The organism is Gordonia jacobaea, from assembly GCF_001186365.1.
Lineage (GTDB): Bacteria > Actinomycetota > Actinomycetes > Mycobacteriales > Mycobacteriaceae > Gordonia > Gordonia jacobaea.
On the sequence record NZ_LDTZ01000015.1, the window covers coordinates 482,308 to 499,630 of the forward strand.

Below are 17,323 nucleotides of genomic sequence, written 5' to 3' on the forward strand. Positions count from 1 at the left end.
CACGACATCTCCACACACGACCGGTTGAGGCAGACGCGATGAGGCGCGGGACGGTGCCGGTCCGCGGTTACGCGGTGACCCGCTGGTCGCGCGCCTTCGTCGACGTTGTCGAGGGCCGCACCGACATCGCCGACGCCACCGGGACGCAGCGCTCCGGCTCGGTTACCGAGTCAGCGGACAGCCGACGAATCAGCAAGGCGCGACGATACTTTCGCGACCGCCACGTGCATCGCCTTTCCATCCGCCCCGGCCAGGTGACCGCGTCGGTCGAGGGCAGCCAACTCGACCCGTTCGACGTGATCCTCTCGATGCGTACGGTCGACGTCGACACCGTCGCCACACTGCTCCGCAGCCGTGCGGGTGTCGCAGAGGTGATGTCGGTGGCGCGTGGCGAACAACCGCCGATCGTCGGAGAGTTGCTCGGGCCGACGGAGTCAGCCGACGTCGCCTCGCAGTGCAGCTGTCCCGACGAGGCGGTCCGGTGCATTCACGTGCTGGCCGTCGCCTACGAGGTTGCCGCGGAGATCGACCGCTCCCCGCTCGCCCTGTTCACGGTCATGGGCACCGACCTACCGTCCCTGCTCGACGCCCTCGGCAACAACAGCGACACGGATTCCGACGAGTCTGCCGCCCAGGGCACGTCAGGCGTCGGAGATGAAAGCGACGGCGATGGGAGCGACGGCGATCCGAGCACCGAGCACGAGACCCTCAGCGCCGTCGACTTCTTCGGGACGCATGCGCCGCTGCCGCCGCTACCTCGGCCGACACGCAGCAACCCGCTCACCGACCTCGACGGCACGGCGTTGCGCGCGGCCTTACGGGCGTCAGGGGTAGCTCCCGGCGATATCGCCGAAGCCGTCGACGAACTCGGCGATCTCTACGACCGGCTCGTGCAGGAGTAGCCGCTGTTCGGCCGGCCGCGGGCATTCATGCCTGGACGTAGGCGTCCGCGTACTCCTCGCTGGGGGCAACGGGCTCGATGATGTCGAGCAGGACGCCGTCGGGTGCGGCAATGATGAAGTGTCGCTGACCGAAGTCCTCGTCGCGAAGAGGCAACACCACATTCACCCCCGCCGAGCCGGCCAGCCGATTGTGGACGCCGTCGACGTCGCCGACTTCGAGGTTCACGATCACTCCTCGCGGAAGCTCACCGTATCCGCTCGGAACCGTCGGGTGATCGTGAGCAAGGATCGCCAGTTCGTAGTCGCCCAGGCGCAGGCTGACATACCAATCGGATTCGAAGGTCGTCTCGAAGCCGATGAGGTCGCGGTAGAACGACGCCGCGGCCTCGACATCGCGCGACATGAGGACAGGATACAGGCTGGTGACGGCCATTGAGCACTCCTATACATACAATGTGAATGTAACGAGATCAGCTTACATACTGTCTGTACGTAAAGGAAGAGTGTCATGCCCCGTGCCTCTGCGGCCGCCGCTGCTCAGACGGCCCAACGCATCCTCGACTCAGCGACTGAACTGTTCGCCACCCGAGGCTTCAGCGAGGTGTCCCTCGACGACGTCGCCCGCGAAGCCCGGGTTACGCGAGGAGCGGTCTACCACCACTATCGAAACAAGGCCGGATTGTTCGGCGCGGTTGCCGCTGCGCTCCAGTCCGACGTCGCACGGGCTGTCGTCGCGGCGGCGCAGGATGCGGGCACGCAGCCGAGCGAGCAGCTCCGGGCAGGATCACACGCGTTCCTCGATGCGATCACGGACGGTTCCGCCGGACGCATCCTGCTCATCGATGCCCCGGCGGTGATCGGCTGGAAGGAATGGCGTCGACTCGACGCAGCGAACTCGGCAACACACCTGCGCGAAGCGCTACGTGACGTCGGAGTCGCCGAAGATCTTCTCGACGCATCCACCGCACAACTCTCAGGTGCGATGAACGAAGCGGCTCTGTGGACGGCGCAGCACACCGACACCGACCTGGCACGCGAGCGGTCCCATCTGGCGCTGGACAGACTGCTCGCCGCCTACCTGCCCTGAGGCCATTGCAACCCCGCAGCGCACGCCACGAAAAGAGGCCCGGATCTGCAGAAACTGCAGATCCGGGCCTCTCGCCGGTCTTTGTGGACCGTCAGCCAGATCAGGGTGTCAGAAGTCCCAGTCCTCGTCCTCGGTGTTGACCGCCTTGCCGATGACATACGAGCTACCCGACCCGGAGAAGAAGTCGTGGTTCTCGTCAGCGTTGGGCGACAGCGCCGACAGGATCGCGGGGTTCACGTCGATGTCGTCGCGCGGGAACATCGCCTCGTAGCCGAGATTCATCAACGCCTTGTTCGCGTTGTAGCGGAGGAACTTCTTGACGTCCTCGGTGAGCCCGACCTCGTCGTAAAGCGCTTCGGTGTAATCGGATTCGTTGTCGTACAGGTCGAACAACAACTCGAAGGTGTAGTCCTTGAGCTCCTGTCGACGCTCGGGGGTCTGCGTCTCCAACCCGCGCTGGTACTTGTACCCGATGTAGTAACCGTGCACGGCCTCGTCGCGGATGATCAGCCGAATGAGGTCGGCGGTGTTAGTGAGCTTGGCCCGACTCGACCAGTACATCGGGAGGTAGAAACCGGAGTAGAAGAGGAACGACTCGAGCAGCGTCGAGGCGACCTTGCGCTTGAGCGGATCGTCGCCACGGTAGTAGTCCATGACGATCTGCGCCTTGCGCTGGAGTTGCTCGTTCTCCTCCGACCACCGGAACGCCTCGTCGATCTCCTTGGTGGAGCACAGCGTGGAGAAGATGGAGCTATAGCTCTTCGCGTGCACCGACTCCATGAACGCGATGTTGGTCAGCACCGCCTCCTCGTGCGGCGTGGTCGCGTCTGGGATCAGCGACACAGCACCGACGGTGCCCTGGATGGTGTCGAGCAGCGTGAGGCCTGTGAACACGCGCATCGTGAGTTGTTTCTCGTACTCCGTCAACGTGTTCCACGACGGGATGTCGTTGGAGACAGGAACCTTCTCGGGCAACCAGAAGTTACCGGTCAGGCGATCCCACACCTCCGCGTCCTTCTCGTCGGGCACCCGGTTCCAGTTGATGGCCGAGACCCGGCTCACCAGCTTGATGGGTGCGCCGTCTGCGGGACTGTGCGTGCCTGCGGTCATGATGGTCGCCTCCTGCGGCGGGGTTAAGGGTTGTGGAGGTGTGCGGGGTGTGGTGGTTACAGCATGCAGCTGACGCAGCCCTCTACTTCGGTACCCTCCAACGCGATCTGACGCAGACGGATGTAGTAGAGCGTCTTGATCCCCTTGCGCCAGGCGTAGATCTGCGCCTTGTTGACGTCGCGGGTGGAGGCGGTGTCCTTGAAGAACAGCGTCAGACTCAACCCCTGGTCGACGTGCTGTGTGGCGGCGGCGTAGGTGTCGATGATCTTCTCGTAGCCGATCTCGTACGCATCCTGGTAGTAGTCCAGGTTGTCGTTCGTCATGTACGGCGCCGGGTAGTAGACGCGGCCGATCTTGCCTTCCTTACGGATCTCGATCTTCGCCGCGACCGGGTGGATCGAACTCGTCGAGTGGTTGATGTAGCTGATCGAGCCGGTCGGGGGCACCGCCTGCAGGTTCTGGTTGTAGATACCGTCGCGCGCCACCGCGGCCTTCAGCTCACGCCAATCGTCCTGCGTCGGGATGTCGATCTCGGCCTCGGCGAACAGCTCCCGCACACGGTCGGTCGCGGGCACCCACGCCTGATCGGTGTACTTGTCGAAGAACTCGCCGCTGGCATACGTGGACTTCTCGAAGCCTGCGAACGACCTACCACGTTCGCGCGCAATCGCATTCGACGCCCGCAGTGCGTGGAACAGCACCGTGTAGAAGTACATGTTCGTGAAGTCGATGCCCTCGTCGCTACCGTAGTAGATGCGTTCGCGGGCAAGGTAACCGTGCAGGTTCATCTGGCCGAGGCCGATGGCATGCGAATCGTTGTTGCCCTTCTCGATCGAGGGCACGGAGGTGATCGCCGTCTGGTCGCTCACCGCGGTCAAGCCGCGGATGGCCGTGTCGATCGTCTGCCCGATATCGGGAGAATCCATGGTCTTGGCGATGTTGAGTGAACCGAGGTTGCACGAGATGTCTTTGCCCACATGGGAATACGAGAGATCATCGTTGTAGGTCGACGGAGTCGAGACCTGCAGGATCTCCGAGCACAGGTTGGAGTGGGTGATCTTTCCGTCGATCGGGTTCGCCCGGTTCACCGTGTCCTCGAACATGATGTAGGGGTAACCCGACTCGAACTGCAGCTCGGCGAGGGTCTGGAAGAACTCACGCGCCTTGATCTTGGTCTTGCGAATCCGACGGTCCTCGACCATCTCGTGGTACTTGTCCGTCACGTTGATGTCGGCGAACGGCACGCCGTAGACGCGCTCGACGTCGTACGGGCTGAACAGGTACATGTCGTCGTTGTTCTTGGCGAGTTGGAAGGTGATGTCGGGGATGACCACACCGAGGCTCAGCGTCTTGATGCGGATCTTCTCGTCGGCGTTCTCGCGCTTGGTGTCGAGGAAGCGGTAGATGTCGGGGTGGTGGGCGTGCAGGTACACCGCGCCCGCACCCTGCCGTGCGCCGAGCTGATTGGCGTACGAGAACGAATCCTCGAGCAGCTTCATGATCGGGATGACACCCGAGCTCTGGTTCTCGATCTTCTTGATCGGCGCGCCGTGCTCACGGATGTTGCTGAGCAGCAGCGCGACGCCACCGCCACGCTTGGACAGTTGCAGCGCCGAATTGATCGCTCGCCCAATGGATTCCATGTTGTCTTCGATGCGAAGCAGGAAGCAACTCACCGGCTCGCCGCGCTGCTTCTTGCCCGAGTTGAGGAACGTGGGTGTCGCAGGCTGGAATCGGCCCTCGATGATCTCGTCGACCAGCGCACGCGCCAGCGACGTGTCGCCGTCGGCGAGCGTCAGCGCGACCATGCACACGCGATCCTCGAAGCGCTCGAGGTAGCGCTTTCCGTCGAAGGTCTTGAGCGTGTAACTGGTGTAGTACTTGAACGCCCCGAGGAACGTGGGGAAACGGAACTTCTTGCCGTAGGCGTGACCGAAGAGCAGCTTCACGAACTCGCGGTCGTACTTGGCGAGCACCTCTGGCTCGTAGTAGTTCTCCTCGAGGAGGTAGTCGAGCTTCTCGTCGAGATCGTGGAAGAACACCGTGTTCTGGTTGACGTGCTGCAGGAAGTACTGATGCGCAGCCTCGCGGTCTTTCTCGAACTGGATCTTCCCGTCGATGTCGTACAGGTTCAACATCGCGTTGAGCGCGTGGTAGTCGAGCTCGCCCGGGTCGTGATCGGCCGGGCCGGCGTGTACGCCCGACACACTCGCCGACGTAGTGGTGTCCGGGACTGTGGATTCCGAGACGGATGCGGTAGGCGACACGAAGAGACTCCTCGGAGATGGGGTGCGTGTGGAGGTGATGGAAGGTTGCCGGATGGTCGAGACGATAGTGGGCGCTACCGACACTCAGGCGCGGACGTTGACGGCCGTCTCGGGATCGACGAAGGCGTCGCTTCGCGAGAAGTCGACCAGTCCGCTACGGACGCGGTCGACGTCGTCGGAAGTGCCCATGAGCTCGAATCGGTAGAGGTACGGAACGGAGCACTTACGGGAGATGATGTCGCCCGCGAGGCAGTACTCCTCGCCGAAGTTCGTGTTCCCCGCGGCAATGACGCCACGGATCAGCGAACGATTGTGTGTGTTGTTTAGGAATTTGATGACCTGCTTCGGCACGAAACCGTTGCTTCCCGTCGACGACGGTTTGCCGCCACCGTAGGTGGGACAGATCAGGACGTAGGGCTCGTCGACCTCGAACACGGCACCCCCTCGCCGCTCGCCGTCGAGGACCGGGATGCGCGCGACGCGCATTCCCAGCTTCTCGACAAACCGATGGGTGTTCTCCGACACCGATGAGAAGTAGACGATCAGCGGTGACTCGAGAGACGTGTGCGGACTAAGAGATGGTGCTGTGAGAGACATTCGATCCGGCTTCCCCTTCGGATCGTGATGCGGAGGCTTCAGGCTGCGCGTGTTGCCAGAGCTTTGATGCGATCGAGACGGAAGCCCGACCAGTGCTCATCGTCGGCGACGACGACGGGGGCCTGCAGGTAACCGAGAGCCATGACGTAATCGCGAGCGTCTGCATCCTGGGTGATGTCGACGACCTCGTACTCGATCCCCTGCTTGTCGAGAGCCTTGTAGGTGGCATTGCACTGCACGCAGGCCGGCTTGGTGTAGACGGTGATGGCCATCAGATTGCTCCTCGGTCGTGGTGACGTCGTACTGCCTCAGGTGATTCTCCAGTGTGAAGATAGTGATCTGGGTCACCGACCTCACCGCCGTCGCTGAGGGTTACAAGCGATCCCCGTCGTCGGCCTTGCTGGTGTCCCAAACACTACACCTTGTGTCTGACATTTGGTTGCACCACTAGAGCTTGTAATCACATTGATGAAAGTCGCAGGTCGCGGGCCTACACGATCGTGAACTCCGGCGTGTCGCCTCGCGAAACGCAACGGCCGCCCTGGTCGGGACTCACACATTTGTGATTCTTCCGACACGGGCGGCCGTCACAGACTCTCGCCGATCAGCACCTCATACAGCTACGGCAACCTCGGATCCCAGTACCCGCACGGCGTCGACGGCCCCGTCGATGACCTCGGCGGGAAGTCGGCCCGAGTCGCCGAGCTGGCTTCCGGATACTCCGAACTCCACCTCCTCGACGACCTGCCCACCCGCGATCTTCACCGACTTGCGAATGTCCTCACGCGACCACGCGCCCCCGAAGCGCCCCAGCGCCACCCCGATGACACCGACCGGCTTACCGGTCAGCGCGCCCGAACCGTAAGGCCGGGACAGCCAGTCGATGGCGTTCTTCAGCACCGCGGGAGCCGACCCGTTGTACTCGGGCGTGACGATCAATACGGCATCCGCGGCGGCGACCCGCTCCCGGAGCGCGACGACCTCGGGATCGAGTACGCCATCGCCCGAACCCGGCGCGTAGTCGATGTCTTCGTTGTAGAACGGCACACGACCGATGTTGTCGACAACCGAGAACTCGATGCCCGCGGGGGCCTTGTCGACGACGGACTCAGCGAGCTGCCTGTTGATCGACGCCGACCTCAGGCTGCCGACCAACACCGCGACCGTGACGTTGGCGTTCTGTGCTGTGATGTCGTGATCTGGCACGAGACTTCTCCTTTCCATGGCGTTACACTTGCTTGGTAAACCGGACCGCGGTCCGATTTGTTCCACCAGATTCGATCCGCAGTGCGGATCCGTCAACCGTTAGGCTCATCACATGCGTAAAGAGGTCGAGGGAGGACCACGGTCACTGCAGTTGACCCAACCCGACAGCGTCGAACGCGCTGACGCGGCACGTAATCGGCGATTGCTGCTCGCCGCAGCGAAGAACCTCATCGACAACCACGGCGCCGCCGCGGTCACCATGGATGCGGTCGCGCGCGAGGCAGGCGTCGGCAAGGGCACCGTGTTCCGGCGGTTCGGTAGCCGAACCGGGTTGATGTTCGCCCTCCTCGACCACTCCGAATCGGAGCTACAGCAGTCCTACCTCTCGGGCCCCGCACCACTCGGACCGGGCGCCGCTCCCCTCGAACGCCTCCTCGCCTACGGTGCCGCGCGGTTGAAGATGAACGCGGCTCACCTCGACATCCTGCTCGAGGCAGATCTACCGGGGACCGAGTTCTGGAGCCATCCCGTCTCCCAGGCATCGAGCATGCACGTCCAGATCCTGCTGCGGCAGTTGGGTTTCCCGGATCCCGTCGAGGTGACGGCGATCGCCCTGTTGACTCCGCTCGGCGCCACCGCCGTCAAGCACCTGACCGAGGTCGTCGGCCTCGACCTCGAGACGATCATCACGCAGTGGCAAACGATGGTGACCTCGATGGTCGGCGGCTTGCCAGTGCGCTGACGATCACACGCCGCCACACAATCGACCTCGCCGCGCGCGACGCCACGATCGGCCCTAGCCTGTTCATGGTGGAAGGGAAGACAACGTGAAGGCAGTCATCATCGGTGCAGGCATGGGCGGCATGAGCGCCGCCATCGCCCTGAAGCAACTCGGATTCGACGTCGAGGTCTATGAGCAGGTGACCGAGAACAAGCCGGTCGGCGCCGCGATCTCGGTGTGGTCCAACGGCGTCAAGTGCCTCAATCACCTCGGACTCGAGGAAGAGACCGCGGCGCTCGGAGGCATCGTGGAGACCATGAGCTACATCGACGGCCACACCGGCGAGACGATGTGCCGGTTCAGCATGCAGCCGCTGATCGACGAGGTAGGCCAACGCCCCTACCCCATCGCGCGGGCCGAGCTGCAGCTCATGCTCATGAACGCCTACGGATTCGACGACATCAACTTCGGCATGAAGATGGTGTCCGTTGCAGACGGACCTGACGCGGCCACAGTACATTTCGCCGACGGCACCAGTGCCAGCGGCGACATCGTGATCGGTGCCGACGGCGCGAAATCGCTGACTCGCGAATATGTTCTGGGCGGTCCGGTCACGCGACGCTACGCGGGATACGTGAACTTCAACGGCCTCGTCGCCACCGATCCCGCCATCGGCCCGTCGACCGAGTGGACGACGTACGTCGGTGACGGCAAACGGGTTTCGGTCATGCCGGTCGCGGGCGACCGCTTCTACTTCTTCTTCGACGTCCCGATGCCCGAGGGGCAGCCCTTCGAGCGGGGAACCGCCCGCGAGGTGCTCACCAAGGAATTCGACGGCTGGGCACCAGGGGTGCAGACGCTCATCGAGAAGCTCGATCCCGCAACAACGAACCGCGTCGAGATCCTCGACCTCGACCCGTTCGACACCTGGGTCAAGGGCCGCGTGGCGGTACTCGGCGACGCCGCGCACAACACCACTCCCGACATCGGGCAGGGCGGCTGTTCGGCGATGGAAGACGCCGTGGCCTTGCAGTTCGCCTTCCGCGATCATCCCGACGACGTGTACGCCGCGCTCGACGACTACCAGGCCGCGCGTGCCGAGCGCGCGGGCGACCTCGTCCTGCGTGCCCGCAAGCGCTGCGACGTGACACACGCGAAGGACCCCGAGAAGACAGCGCAGTGGTACTCCGAACTCCGAGAAGAGGACGGCACCAACATCATTCGCGGCATCGTCGGCAACATCGTCGGCGGTCCGGTCACCTGAGCACCCAGCAGCGGGTAACCGCGGGGCGCTCTAGCCGCCGGTCTGCTGCGCGCTCTCCGGCGGGTTGACCGCGATGCCTGCCGGATCGGGAGCCACGCCGTCGTGCGCGACGAGCGCGTTCTCGCGCGAGAGCGTCGGCCCCGCGACGAGCAGTGAGATCACATCCCACGGAGCGGGTGTCGGCGATGCGCCGAGTCGCAGAACCGACCCCGTCTTCGCGTCCGGCACACCGTAGCGCACACCGGTATCGGCGACGTAGAAGCGCGATTCCGCACGCGCACTGTCTGATTCGTTGCCGGTGACCTGAACGTAGGCGCCCGACCCCGGTCGCACGTACACCTGGTCGACGCCGGGACCCGATCCGTCGGCGCTCGCGACCCGCACCGGTTTCGACCCGTCCGGCAGCGGCAGCGAGTCCCCGACGAGAAGCGTTGTCCGAGCGGCGTCGGCGTCAGCACCGCGCACCCAGGCCCGGCACACGGTGCCCTCGCTGGGTGTGACGAGATGCGGTGTCGTCGTGGGGAAATCGGCGATCGGCAATTCGTCGCGCATCGGTGTCGATGCGACGACGCCCGGCGCGACGGTTGCCACGGGCGCGGCGTCGTCGCGTTCCGCGAGTCGGAGAATCTCTGCCGCCGCGGCACTGATGGGCTGCACACCACCGCGCAGCACCACGTAGTACTCGACGACACCGTTGGCCGCGGATGTCTTGATGACCGAGCCGACGCGTGCGTCCCCGGCCCACAGTGAACCGACACCTGCGGGTGAACTCATTTCACCCTGCCCCGGAATGTCGGGGAGCGTCAACGGGTCGACTTCGGGAAAGGTGTTGAGTAGTCCGCGACTGATCGGCCGCGGCGTCCGGCCCTCGAGTCCCAGCGCCCGCAGCACCGGAACACTGGAGGTATCCACCTGCGCGCGAACGGGTGTCGGGTGGCCGTCACGGTCGAGTTGGTAGATCAGGAACACACCCGAGCCGTCGGTCACGTACAGGGCGTCGTCGGCGCCTGCGGCGCGGATGTCCGTCCCGAATACCGGTTCGCCCGCGACGACCGACAGCGCTCCGGCCGCCGCGCGTCCCGACCCCGCACCGATCCCCGACGTCCCATCGGCCGCACTCGCATCGATACTGTCGCATACCGTCCACGCGGAGACGCGCGAGACCGGCAGGGCCGACGGCGCACCGGGAATGCCGAGCAGCGGACCGCGCGGGTAGCGGGCCAGCTTCTTCTCCGACGCCGACGCCGGCTTCTCGTCGCTGCCAGTGATGAGTCGTGCCGACGCCAGGTTGAATACCGGGTGCACGGTGCCGTCGATGACGACGTAGGTGCCGCCGGTTTTCGCCGCGATGATGGTCGACTTGCCAACGGAGCCTTGCGGACTGACAAGGCCCCACACCGCAAATCCCGCGAGCACGAGCACGCCGAGAACCGCCCCGACCGCCAGCGCACGCCCCTGTGATCGCATCGGATCGTGCAACATGCGCACATCTCGACGGATCAGCGCGTGATCGAGGCGCCGCAACAGGAATCTGTATCCGTTGACCTGCGCTCTGGTGGTCAGTTGACGCGCCATCGCTTCCCTCCCCCACTTCGTCACCCGCGCACTCCCGCGGCACCGCCTGTGTCAGGGGACTTCTCACGTGACACGTAGCGGCACAACGTCGCGACGGCTGGCCGGCGCGGTAGTAGCCTAACCGAACCAGACCCGCGCAAAACCGACAATCCGACGTTGCACCTCGCCTGTGGACAACGCACGATTCGACGCACAGCGGCGCGGAAAACGCTCTACTACTGGGTGATACGTATATGGGGCCGCCGGTGCGCGGGCTGGTACCGGGTGTGGCGAGAGGGGAGCAGGTACATGGCGTTCGACACGGGGCCGTCCGCACGATCACGGCTACCCGGATTCGCGACACTGGTCGGGATCGAGGCGCTGCTGGCAGCCGGGTTCGTCGGCTGGTGGGTCGCGGGCGGCCGAGCGGGGGTCGCCGCACTCGGCGTGGCAGCGCTCGTGGCGTTGACGCTTGTCCCGATAACAGGCCGACAGTCTCTGGCGGGCAACATGATCCGTCGGCTCGGCTTCTACTGGTCCCGAGCCAGACGTCGACTCCCCGAACTCGCACCCGCCCCATTCGACGTACCGACATCTGGTCGCCGACAGCGCGTCTCGCCGACTGGTCTATCCACAGAAGATGGCCCTCTCGGTGTCCGCTGGGCAGGGGGCACGATGATCACCGTCCTGAGGGTCTCCCCCGCACGCTGCACCCCGACGTTCCTGTCCCCCTTCGGCTGCGAAACGGCAGAACCAGAGCTGCCGCTGGCGACACTCGCCGGGTGCATCAACCCCTTCGACATCCCTCTCTCGTCGATCGACGTGATCAGTCACGGTGTCCGAGTCGGCGGAGCGGGACAAGCGGCCGCTATCTACGAACGCACCCTCGGCCCGCTTCCCGCGACGACGCACCGCAGCACCTTCGTCGTCCTGCGACTCGATCCAACCCAATGCCCCAGCGCGGTTGCCCGCCGCGGCGGAGGCGCGACCGGCGCGCTGCGGACCGCGACCATCACCACGCGGCGGGTGGCGCGTCGACTTCGCGAATGCGGCCTCGTCGCCACCCCGCTCACCGCAGGCGAGATGGATTCGCTCACAACGCAATTGACGCATGGCTCGGAGCTGAGCTCGATGAGAGAAGGATGGTCGCAGGTCATGGCGGGACGAATCCGCTTCCGCACCGCGACCATCGACCCCCGCGAGCTACCGCGCGTATTCGGTACGGCCTGCCCGGCAGCGCTCGCGACGACGCTCACCCTCACTCTTTCCCACGGACAGGACGGCAACCTCCGGGTGCGCGCGCTCATGCGCGTCGACGACGTCCCGGACGCCGGACGCGTCGTCGACACCTGGCCGACAGGGGCGACCCCGCTCGACGGACGGCAGTTCGACGCCCTCGCGGCGTCGCTTCCCTATGCCGCCGCGCATCGGGTGCACCGCGGACTGCACGCGACGTCGGGCGCACAGGCACACGCCCTGCTCGGCGCTCTGCGGATTCAGGTGAGTGGCTGCGGCCAATTGATCGGCGCCGATCACACCGGTCGTGCCGTCACCTCGCGACTGTTCGGCCCCGGCATATCAGAGGTCTCCCTGGTCGGCGATACACGCCTTGCCGCACAGGTCGTGCTGCGGATCGTCGCGACCGGAGGCCGAGTCGTGGTGCACACCTCGCGTCCGGATGGATGGCAGCACCTCGTCGCGCGCGTCGGCGATCATCGAGTCCTGACATTCGCCGACCCCCACGGTGGTCGTGACGGCGGCGGCCGGATTCACCTCTTCGACGGTGTCGCGCCACGCCCCGTGTCGGCGGGTACGACAAGGATCGTCGTCACCCACGATCAGGGGTCGGACAACGAATCTGCCACTACTGCAATCGAATTGAACACGGTCGAAGTGAGACAAGATCGGACACAACCGCACGACGTGACGCTGCGAACATCCGATGCCTGCGTCCGCGTCACGATGGTCGCGACGCCGGAGGAGTCGAGCTTCACCGGCCCGCTGCCCGTGCAGCCGATGCCCTACCCCGGCCGTCCCGAACGGTCCGGACTACTTGTCTGAGAACAGCTTCGCGTCGGGCAGCGGTTAGTGCCGCAGCTATCCGCGCCGCAGCTATTCCTCCGCGAACGACCCCGCGGGGTCGTTGACCGGAACTCGTGCGCGGAAGAACAGCGCCCGACTCGACGACGCTCGCACGACGACATCCGGGTCATCGTCGGGAATCCACGCCGCGTAACCCGACGGGACCGACAGTGGCGTGTCGCCCGGCAGCCGTGCCTCGATGGTTCCCCCGAGCGCGGCAAGGATCTGCGGACCGGGCATGTCGAAGCAGATCGACGACGGTTGGTGAAGGCCCGTACCCTCCAACTCGACACGCGAGAGCCGGAATTCGGGCGCAGGCGTCAAGTAGATCCGCTCGGTGCCGACGGTGCGGATTCTCGGCTTGAGATCGTCGGCGTCGACCGGGGTGAAGTCGAGGACGCGGAGCAGCTCGGGCACGTCGATGTGTTTGGGGGTGAGGCCACCACGCAGCACGTTGTCGGAGTTGGCCATGATCTCCACTCCGGTACCGCTCAGGTAGGCGTGGAGTACCCCGGCGGGCAGGTACAGTCCTTCGGTTGGCGAGAGGTGAATCCGGTTGAGCAGCAACGACGCGAGGACACCCGGGTCGTTGGGGTAGATCTCGCCGAGCTCGAGTGCCGTACGCAGTTCCGGGCCGAACCGCGATCCCGCGTTCAGCGCATCGACCGCTCCCGCGAGTACGGCGGGAACCACGGTGCGCAACCGTGATTCGGGCAAGGTGAGCCACGTGGTGAACACCGCGCGCAGCCCTTCGGCGTCCGGTTGGCCTGCCAGCAATCCCAGGTACGGGTCGAGCTCCGAGACCTGCAGTTCGCGCAATAAGTCGATCGTCTGCGCCGGATCGCGGAAACCGGCCAGCGCGTCGAACTCGGAGATGGCGACGATCAGCTCGGGCTTGTGCGAGGCATCCTTGTAGTTGCGCGTCGGCGCATCGATGGGTATCCCGGCGGCCTCTTCACGCTCAAATCCTTCACGGGCCTGCTCAGCACTGGGGTGAGCCTGCAGCGACAACGGTTCGTCGGCGGCAAGTACCTTGAGCAAGAAGGGAAGTCGGTTGCCGTACCGATCTGTTGTCGCGGCACCGAGCGCCTGCTGCGGATCGTCGTCGATCACGTCGAGCAGCGTGCCATCCGGCCCGCCGTCGGCGCCGAGGACCGTTGCAGGCCCCTCCGCGTGCGCGCCGAACCAGAGTTCTGCCTCCGGATGCGGCGAGGGAACCGGCTTCTGACGCAGCGACGCGATAGCCGTTCTCGACCCCCAGGCGTAGGGGCGGACCACCCCGTCGAGCAGTTTCATCAGTCTCCGATTCCGGTCAGGCGCAGATACACCGCGGCGATGTCGACACGCAAAGCGAGAAGCACATAGCCGACCAGGTCGGCGGGTCCGTCTGCCAGATCCTCGGGACCGACAGGTCCTGCGGGATGCGTAGCCGGATCGGCACCGTCGACGTCGCCGAACACCGCCTCGGCATCCGGAATGCCGACAATTCTGCGCTCGGCATACCACTGCTTCGACGCCGTCGTGACCGCGAGCACCCGCGGCGGTTCGGCCGCCAACGGTCCGTCGATCTGCGGGTCGTGAAAGATCGAGTCGACGGCGGACGCGCCCCCCGCACTCCACGACTGCAGCGAAATGCTCGCCACGGCGTCGATATCGGCTGTGCCGCACACCTTTCCGGACAATGCGAGCAGCGACTTCGCGTTGCGGGCGGCGACCACCGAGGCTGCCGGGCCGTCGCCGGTCCACACGACCCGACGATCTGCCAGCCGAGCTGCCAACATCTTGGCGCGGTTGTGGAACGTTTCGCGGGCGGGATGGTCTGTCGCCGCCTCGTCGTCGAGTGCGTCGGCGATGTCGCTCACCAGCGGCGCCGGACCGGTGAACCGCACATCGGACAGCGACGCGAATACCGCCAGCAACGTCGCGACGTACACCGCGAATCGAAAGCGCGGGTCGACGCGCAGACGAGGCGAAAGGTCGATTCCGCCGCCGCCCAACGCATCTCGCAACGGCCCCTCGATGGGTGCTGCGACGACGACCTCGGCGCGTCGACGCTGCGCACGCGCCGCGGCATCGGCGAGCGCCATGTCGCCCGCGTCGTCACCGGCGACGACGACCACGTCGAGCGGGCCGACCCAGCCCGGCAGGGCGGGTGCAGACACGATGGGCACGTCGACACGGGTTGCCACGCAGGCCACGACGAGCGCGACCGCATCGCGGGCAACACTCGACGTTCCGTGCACGATCACAACGCTTCGGGGCCGTAATGCCGCCAGTGGCTCGAGTACGCCCTCACGCATGGCCTCGGCAACGGCACGCACCTGCGCACCGGTCAACGCCGCCGCCTGCAGTAGACCCTCGGAGTCGCCCGCAATCAGGTCGTCGACATCATCGAGGTCGGCGGCATCCGTACGCATAGAGTCAGCCTAGCGACGCATGGCGTCGCTGCCCACACACAGCCATATTCTGATCCACCAGATCTCGCGGGCGCGTCAGTCGACCGGGTCTGGCAGCACACGAAGGTGCCCCCGCCTGCCAGGACGCGGCTTCACACCCCCGCTACGACGCGCGGCGTCGGACCCCGAACGCACGTCGGGGCTCGGGCGGAGATCGGTCGTAGACGTACCTGCGCGGTGACGGCCTGCCCGAACGTCGTCGAACGCCTCCTGGTCGAAACCCGGCGCACGGCCCACGGCACCCGCGATGCCGCGCGCACCGACCTCGCGCCCACCGACTTCACGTACAGCCTCGGCAAGGGCCGTCAATTCGTAGTCTTCGGCGACCGGCGCCGAGAATCCCCGCTCGCTGCGGAGCATTTCCCACCCGCGCGGCACGGTGATGCGTCGTGCATGCTCGTCACACAGATCCCACGAGTGCGGCTCATCCGACGTGGCGAGAGGACCGATGACCGCCGTCGACTCGGCGTACACAAAGGTCAGGGTCGCAACCGCCGACCGGGAGCAAGCCGGGCGGCAGCATTGTCGGGGAAGCTTCACAGCAGAAAGATTAGTCCCACGCCCCGGCGAACGGTGTTTCGACACGCGGCTCGAGGTCTGACATGGGATGCGAGGGCCGACACGCGGCGCGGACGGCCCGACACGCGGCCCGACGCCTCCGAGTCGACACCGGTGGGTGGAGACTTACAATCTCGGCATGCGTATCGAACGGCGGCGCGCAACGCGCGATCGAGGCCAGGGTTCGCCGGTGCGCTCCTCGGAGAACCGGGTGTCCGATATGCGGCTCTCGGCTGTGCACGCAGCGCGTCGAGCACGCCGCGACCGACGGGGCCGGGGGCTGCGCTCCCCGCTGTTGCCGCAGGGCGTGCCTGCGTGGCGCAGCAAATCGGACGAATTCGACACGGTTGTCCTTGAGGCGTTCGCGGAGATCGACGCTCGCTGGCACGACGAGCTCTCCGGACTCGACATCGCCGTCGACGAAATCCCACGTCTGCTGCCCCGCGACCCCGAAACCGTGCAGTGGCCCGACGAGGTGACCGCCGACGGAGCCGTCCCGCTTGCGCGTCTGATGCCCGCGGGGGTCGATGTCCACGGAGCGCCGACCAGGGCGCAGATCATCCTGTTCCGCCGGCCGCTGGAGAGCAGGGCGAAGAAGGGCGAGGACCTACTCGATCTCGTTCACGAGGTCTTGGTACAGCAGGTCGCAACACACCTGGGTCTCGACGAGGACATCATCGACCGGGGACCCGAGTAAACCGTCAGATGATGCCGCGCTTGAGGCGGCGACGCTCACGCTCGGAAAGGCCGCCCCAGATCCCGAAACGCTCATCGTTGTGCAGGGCGTACTCGAGGCACTCGGCCTTCACCTCGCAGCCCTGGCAGATGCGCTTCGCCTCACGAGTGGAGCCGCCCTTCTCGGGGAAGAACGCCTCCGGATCGGTCTGCGCGCACAGCGCGCGATCTTGCCATTGGTCTTCGATTGCGTCGAACAAGCCCTCGAAGTCGTTGGGCACCAAGGAAAGATGACGGCGCTGCAAGTTCTCGTCAGCGCCAAGTGAAACCTCGGGCGTCCCGATCTCAGGTGTCCCGATCAATGAATCATCAACGGGCCCAAGGGTTGTGTAGTTCGCATCCCCACTCAACGGGGACGCGATCTCTGAATGTCCGTGTGGTTCAAGGGGATTGCCGATCGCGTTGTCGAATGCCATCGTCGGCGCCTCCTGCCTGGGAAGTCGTTGTTCTCTGTCGTCACAGCGGCGCGGCATCGGTGCCACACCACCACTCATACCCGTACATTCTCGATCTTCACCAAGTGTCCGGCGCGATCTGGCACCACCACGGTGTCCGATCAACCTTTCCGAATTCGAACAAGTGATCGAACTTCGTTGCGATGCACCGATTCTCGATCTCGAACCAGAAATGACACTGATGTGATTAGACACGCCAGAGACGTGTCCGGTCAAGTTGAATCAAAATATTCCTTAATACCATCGACCGACAAGAACTCCCCGTAAGACACGAGTTGTGTTGCGCGGACACATCAATGTCACATCAGATGCGAATGGCGGGCGCGGCG

The 17,323-nt window shown here is 65.2% G+C and carries 17 protein-coding genes; 6 read left to right on the plus strand and 11 right to left on the minus strand.

Annotated features, from left to right (window positions below; all coding sequences use genetic code 11):
• Window positions 1-38 precede the first annotated feature (38 nt).
• Window positions 39-902: an SWIM zinc finger family protein gene (locus tag ABW18_RS08135; protein ID WP_049698445.1), complete on the plus strand. Its 864-nt coding sequence runs from the start codon at window positions 39-41 to the stop codon at window positions 900-902.
• Window positions 903-927: 25 nt separating this feature from the next.
• Here ABW18_RS08135 and ABW18_RS08140 read toward each other — a convergent pair whose 3' ends face one another.
• Window positions 928-1,335 (minus strand): VOC family protein, encoded by a 408-nt coding sequence (locus ABW18_RS08140; protein WP_049698446.1) that lies wholly within the window; start codon window positions 1,333-1,335, stop codon window positions 928-930.
• A gap of 75 nt (window positions 1,336-1,410) precedes the next feature.
• On the opposite strand from ABW18_RS08140, the gene ABW18_RS08145 reads away from it, so the two are divergent.
• Window positions 1,411-1,989: a TetR/AcrR family transcriptional regulator gene (locus ABW18_RS08145; protein WP_049698447.1), complete on the plus strand. Its 579-nt coding sequence runs from the start codon at window positions 1,411-1,413 to the stop codon at window positions 1,987-1,989.
• Window positions 1,990-2,097: 108 nt separating this feature from the next.
• On the opposite strand, the gene nrdF is transcribed toward ABW18_RS08145, so the two are convergent.
• From nrdF to ABW18_RS08170, 5 genes are all read right to left on the minus strand, one after another.
• On the minus strand, window positions 2,098-3,099 hold the full coding sequence (nrdF, locus tag ABW18_RS08150; protein ID WP_005206006.1) for a class 1b ribonucleoside-diphosphate reductase subunit beta: 1,002 nt from the start codon (window positions 3,097-3,099) through the stop codon (window positions 2,098-2,100).
• 56 nt (window positions 3,100-3,155) lie between these two features.
• Window positions 3,156-5,366: a class 1b ribonucleoside-diphosphate reductase subunit alpha gene (gene nrdE / locus ABW18_RS08155; RefSeq protein ID WP_049698449.1), complete on the minus strand. Its 2,211-nt coding sequence runs from the start codon at window positions 5,364-5,366 to the stop codon at window positions 3,156-3,158.
• Window positions 5,367-5,450: 84 nt separating this feature from the next.
• The gene (nrdI, locus tag ABW18_RS08160; protein WP_200903228.1) at window positions 5,451-5,963 is read right to left on the minus strand and encodes a class Ib ribonucleoside-diphosphate reductase assembly flavoprotein NrdI; all 513 of its coding nucleotides are present in this window, start codon (window positions 5,961-5,963) and stop codon (window positions 5,451-5,453) included.
• A gap of 38 nt (window positions 5,964-6,001) precedes the next feature.
• Window positions 6,002-6,235: a glutaredoxin-like protein NrdH gene (gene nrdH, locus ABW18_RS08165; protein WP_005174646.1), complete on the minus strand. Its 234-nt coding sequence runs from the start codon at window positions 6,233-6,235 to the stop codon at window positions 6,002-6,004.
• 340 nt (window positions 6,236-6,575) lie between these two features.
• A complete protein-coding gene (locus ABW18_RS08170; protein ID WP_049698450.1) occupies window positions 6,576-7,169 on the minus strand; it encodes an NADPH-dependent FMN reductase in 594 nt (197 codons plus the stop codon).
• 112 nt (window positions 7,170-7,281) lie between these two features.
• Here ABW18_RS08170 and ABW18_RS08175 point away from each other — a divergent pair, with 112 nt between their 5' ends.
• On the plus strand, window positions 7,282-7,911 hold the full coding sequence (locus tag ABW18_RS08175; protein WP_049698451.1) for a TetR/AcrR family transcriptional regulator: 630 nt from the start codon (window positions 7,282-7,284) through the stop codon (window positions 7,909-7,911).
• Between the two features lie 85 nt (window positions 7,912-7,996).
• The gene (gene hpxO, locus ABW18_RS08180; protein ID WP_049698452.1) at window positions 7,997-9,154 is read left to right on the plus strand and encodes an FAD-dependent urate hydroxylase HpxO; all 1,158 of its coding nucleotides are present in this window, start codon (window positions 7,997-7,999) and stop codon (window positions 9,152-9,154) included.
• 30 nt (window positions 9,155-9,184) lie between these two features.
• Here the strand turns inward: hpxO and eccB are convergent, their stop codons facing one another.
• Window positions 9,185-10,729 carry a type VII secretion protein EccB gene (gene eccB / locus ABW18_RS08185; protein WP_049698453.1) on the minus strand — a complete coding sequence of 515 codons (1,545 nt, stop codon included), beginning with the start codon at window positions 10,727-10,729 and terminating at the stop codon, window positions 9,185-9,187.
• 288 nt (window positions 10,730-11,017) lie between these two features.
• Between eccB and eccE the strand changes: the two genes are divergently transcribed.
• Complete coding sequence (gene eccE / locus ABW18_RS08190) at window positions 11,018-12,769, plus strand: type VII secretion protein EccE (RefSeq protein ID WP_049698454.1); 1,752 nt, start codon at window positions 11,018-11,020, stop codon at window positions 12,767-12,769.
• A 51-nt stretch (window positions 12,770-12,820) separates the two neighbouring features.
• Here eccE and manA read toward each other — a convergent pair whose 3' ends face one another.
• From manA to ABW18_RS08205, 3 genes are all read right to left on the minus strand, one after another.
• Window positions 12,821-14,086: a mannose-6-phosphate isomerase, class I gene (manA, locus tag ABW18_RS08195; protein WP_049698455.1), complete on the minus strand. Its 1,266-nt coding sequence runs from the start codon at window positions 14,084-14,086 to the stop codon at window positions 12,821-12,823.
• Entirely contained in the window at window positions 14,086-15,207 is a 1,122-nt protein-coding gene (locus tag ABW18_RS08200; protein ID WP_049698456.1) for a hypothetical protein, read from the minus strand. Before ABW18_RS08200 ends, manA begins: the two co-directional genes overlap by 1 nt.
• A 75-nt stretch (window positions 15,208-15,282) precedes the next feature.
• Window positions 15,283-15,786 (minus strand): DUF3499 domain-containing protein, encoded by a 504-nt coding sequence (locus ABW18_RS08205; protein WP_049698457.1) that lies wholly within the window; start codon window positions 15,784-15,786, stop codon window positions 15,283-15,285.
• A gap of 238 nt (window positions 15,787-16,024) precedes the next feature.
• Between ABW18_RS08205 and ABW18_RS08210 the strand changes: the two genes are divergently transcribed.
• Window positions 16,025-16,501, plus strand: a complete 477-nt coding sequence (locus ABW18_RS08210) for a metallopeptidase family protein (RefSeq protein WP_049698626.1) — start codon at window positions 16,025-16,027, stop codon at window positions 16,499-16,501.
• A gap of 4 nt (window positions 16,502-16,505) precedes the next feature.
• On the opposite strand, the gene ABW18_RS22980 is transcribed toward ABW18_RS08210, so the two are convergent.
• Window positions 16,506-16,763 (minus strand): WhiB family transcriptional regulator, encoded by a 258-nt coding sequence (locus ABW18_RS22980; protein ID WP_197494574.1) that lies wholly within the window; start codon window positions 16,761-16,763, stop codon window positions 16,506-16,508.
• Between the last annotated feature and the right edge of the window lie 560 nt (window positions 16,764-17,323).